The sequence below is a fragment of the Streptomyces niveiscabiei genome (assembly GCF_001419795.1).
GTDB lineage: Bacteria > Actinomycetota > Actinomycetes > Streptomycetales > Streptomycetaceae > Streptomyces > Streptomyces niveiscabiei.
In genome coordinates this window covers 380-3,251 of record NZ_LIRL01000735.1, presented here as the reverse complement: position 1 = coordinate 3,251, position 2,872 = coordinate 380, and the positions used below count along the sequence as shown (strand labels likewise).

Annotated in this window: 3 protein-coding genes and 4 tRNA genes; 4 read left to right on the top strand and 3 right to left on the bottom strand. The window is 71.7% G+C overall.

Annotation, left to right across the window (positions count from 1 at the left end; all coding sequences use genetic code 11):
* The 3 genes from AOK24_RS32230 to AOK24_RS32220 form a co-directional block, all read right to left on the bottom strand.
* The coding region (locus tag AOK24_RS32230; RefSeq protein WP_159052050.1) for a GNAT family N-acetyltransferase at positions 1 to 393 on the bottom strand (393 nt) is incomplete at its 3' end.
* A gap of 52 nt (positions 394 to 445) precedes the next feature.
* Positions 446 to 1,267: an aminotransferase class IV gene (locus tag AOK24_RS32225; protein WP_055723563.1), complete on the bottom strand. Its 822-nt coding sequence runs from the start codon at positions 1,265 to 1,267 to the stop codon at positions 446 to 448.
* Positions 1,268 to 1,289: 22 nt separating this feature from the next.
* Positions 1,290 to 2,309, bottom strand: coding sequence for a chorismate-binding protein (locus tag AOK24_RS32220; RefSeq protein ID WP_055723562.1), 1,020 nt, complete (start codon positions 2,307 to 2,309; stop codon positions 1,290 to 1,292).
* 156 nt (positions 2,310 to 2,465) lie between these two features.
* Between AOK24_RS32220 and AOK24_RS32215 the strand changes: the two genes are divergently transcribed.
* From AOK24_RS32215 to AOK24_RS32200, 4 genes are all read left to right on the top strand, one after another.
* Positions 2,466 to 2,538, top strand: a tRNA-Gly gene (locus AOK24_RS32215).
* Between the two features lie 41 nt (positions 2,539 to 2,579).
* Positions 2,580 to 2,653: transfer RNA gene (locus AOK24_RS32210), tRNA-Cys, on the top strand.
* Between the two features lies 1 nt (position 2,654).
* A tRNA-Val gene (locus AOK24_RS32205) sits at positions 2,655 to 2,726 on the top strand.
* Positions 2,727 to 2,747: 21 nt separating this feature from the next.
* Positions 2,748 to 2,819, top strand: a tRNA-Val gene (locus tag AOK24_RS32200).
* Positions 2,820 to 2,872: the final 53 nt, after the last annotated feature.

Here is a 2,872-nt window from a genome sequence, read left to right as displayed (position 1 = left end):
CGGGAGGGCCGGGGCGGTCGCGCCGAGGGGTTTCTCCATGCCGCGGTTGCGCAGGACGTAGCCGAGGGCGGTGGCGAGGCGGATGCCGGGGACGGTCGCCGGGTCGGTGCCGCGCTCGACGGGGACGTACACCTCGATGGACCGGCAGCCCCACCCGCGCGCCACCTCCTCCGCTGCGAGCGCGGCGACCGTCGCGCGGCCTCGGTGGCGGTCGGCCTCGTCGATGTGGAGTTCCTCGATGCGGGCGATCGTGGGGCCGAAGCCGGGGTGCGTGCCGAGGAGGAGCGTGCCGACGGGGCGGCTGTTCACGCACACCTGGTAGCGGCGTGAGAGCCGTCCGGCGGGGCCGGGTTCGCGCTGGAGCGGCTCGGTGGGGCGCAGAGTCGTGGTCATGCCGAATTTCTACCCGTCGCAGGTCCTCTGAGCAGCTCAATTACGGGGCAGCTCACGGGTCGAGGTCGTCCGCCGCCCGTTCCGTGAACACCCGCATCGCCTTCGCCGTCACCGGCCCCGGCGTCCCGGGCAGCTCGCGCGCGTCCACGCGGTGGACCGCCTGGACGTCCCGGAGGGTGGACGTCAGGAAGATCTCGTCGGCGCGTTCGAGGACGTCGAGGGGGAGGTCGGTCTCGTGGGCGCCGGTCCACTCGACGACCAGTTCGCGGGTGATCCCGGCGAGGCAGCCGGAGGCGAGCGGCGGGGTGTGGAGCTCGCCGTCGAGGACGACGAAGACGTTGGAGCCGGTGCCTTCGCAGAGCGCGCCGACCGTGTTGGCGAAGAGCGCCTCGGTGGCGCCCTGGTCGTGCGCGCGGGAGAGGGCGACGACGTTCTCGGCGTACGAGGTGGTCTTGAGGCCGGTGAGGGCGCCGCGTTCGTTGCGGGTCCAGGGGACCGTGACCGCGGCGGTCGTGTCGGCGCGGCGGGCCGTCTCGCCGAGGGCGACGACGAGGGTCGTGCCGTGGGCGCCGCGGTCGGAGCCGAGGGGGCCCTGCCCGCCGGTGTAGGTGATGCGCAGGCGGCCGAGCGGCATGGGGTTGGCGGCGAGGACGGCCGCGCAGGCCGTACGGATCTCGTCGTGGTCGGGGTCGGGCAGGCCCAGGCCCCGGGCGGAGCGGGTGAGGCGGTCGAGGTGGCGGGTGAGCGCGAAGGGGCGCCCCTCGGTCGTCTTCAGGGTCTCGAAGATGCCGTCGCCCACGGTCAGTCCGTGGTCGAGGACGGAGACGCGCGCGTCGTCGATGTCCTTCAGTCCGCCGTCGAGCCAGAGTTTCACCGGTGCCACCTCGCGGGTTTCGTCAGCCGTCGTACTCCCCCGACGCTACCGCGAGCAGCCGGGACGCCTTCAGTTCGGTCTCCCGCCACTCGCCCTCGGGGTCTGAGCCCCAGGTGATCCCGGCGCCCGTGCCGAACTTCAGCAGGCCCCCGTCGATCCAGAACGTCCGGATGCCGACGGCGAGTTCACCGGTCCCCCGGTCGGCGTCGACCCAGCCGACGCCGCCGCAGTAGGGGCCGCGCGGCGCGGTCTCCAGGGCATCGATGATCCTGAGGGCGCTGGACTTGGGGGCGCCGGTGACGGAGCCGGGCGGGAAGGCGGCGGCGAGGAGCTCGGGCCAGCCGGCGCCGGGGCGCAGTTCGCCGGCGACGGTCGAGACGAGGTGGACGAGGCCGGGGTGCTTCTCCACCGCGCACAGGTCGGGGACGGTGACGCTGCCCGTCGTACAGACCTGGCCGATGTCGTTGCGGACGAGGTCCACGATCATGACGTTCTCGGCGTAGTCCTTCTCCAGGAGGTCGGCCTCGGTACGGCCGGTGCCCTTGATGGGGCCGGAGAGGATCGCGCGGCCGGCGCGGCGCAGGAAGAGTTCCGGGGAGGCGGTGGCGATCTGCACGCCGTGCCCGGGGAGGCGGATCGTGCCCGCGTACGGCGCCGGGTTGCCGAGGGCGAGGAGGGCGGTGAGGGCGTCGACGTCGGCGTCCTCGGGGACCGGCGCGGACAGCACCCGGCAGAGGTTCGCCTGGTAGACGCGGCCGGCGGCTATGTGCTCGCGGATACGCCGGACGCCCGCCGTGTACGCGGCCCGGTCCAAGGACGACGTCCAGTCCCCCTCCGCCGGTCCGCGCCAGGCGCCCGGCACCGGCGCGGGGACCGGTTCGCGGCGTACATCGGCGAAGCGGGCGCAGGTCAGACGGCCCTCGAAGTCGGCGGCGACAGCCCAGAAACCGCTGGACTCCAGGGCGGCGGGGTCGCTCGTGACGTCCAGGAGACCGGTGGCGACGCGGGTGCCGAAGCGGGCGAGGGGAGGCAGGTGAGGCACGGGTCGAGTCTAGGTCCGGGTGTCGGCAAGGGGGCCTGAGCTGGGCGGTTCGGCTACCAGGGGCAGCACGCTGCGCAAACGCGTTTTTGTGCTGGCCCGGGAATCCGCTAGAGTTCAACACGTCGCCGGGACGCGCAAGCGGGCCGGGAAAGACAAGCGGACGTAGCTCAGTTGGTAGAGCGCAACCTTGCCAAGGTTGAGGTCGCGAGTTCGAGCCTCGTCGTCCGCTCGAAGGAAAGCAAGGGGATCTTCCCGAACCCCTGCACTCCTGGTGGAGTGGCCGAGAGGCGAGGCAACGGCCTGCAAAGCCGTCTACACGGGTTCAAATCCCGTCTCCACCTCCAAGGACGATTAGCTCAGCGGGAGAGCGCTTCCCTGACACGGAAGAGGTCACTGGTTCAATCCCAGTATCGTCCACTGAAGCCGCAAGGCTTCCCCGCGCGATTAGCTCAGCGGGAGAGCGCTTCCCTGACACGGAAGAGGTCACTGGTTCAATCCCAGTATCGCGCACTGGCCATGATCTTCGGATCGTGGTTTCTCCCGGACGATTAGCTCAGCGGGAG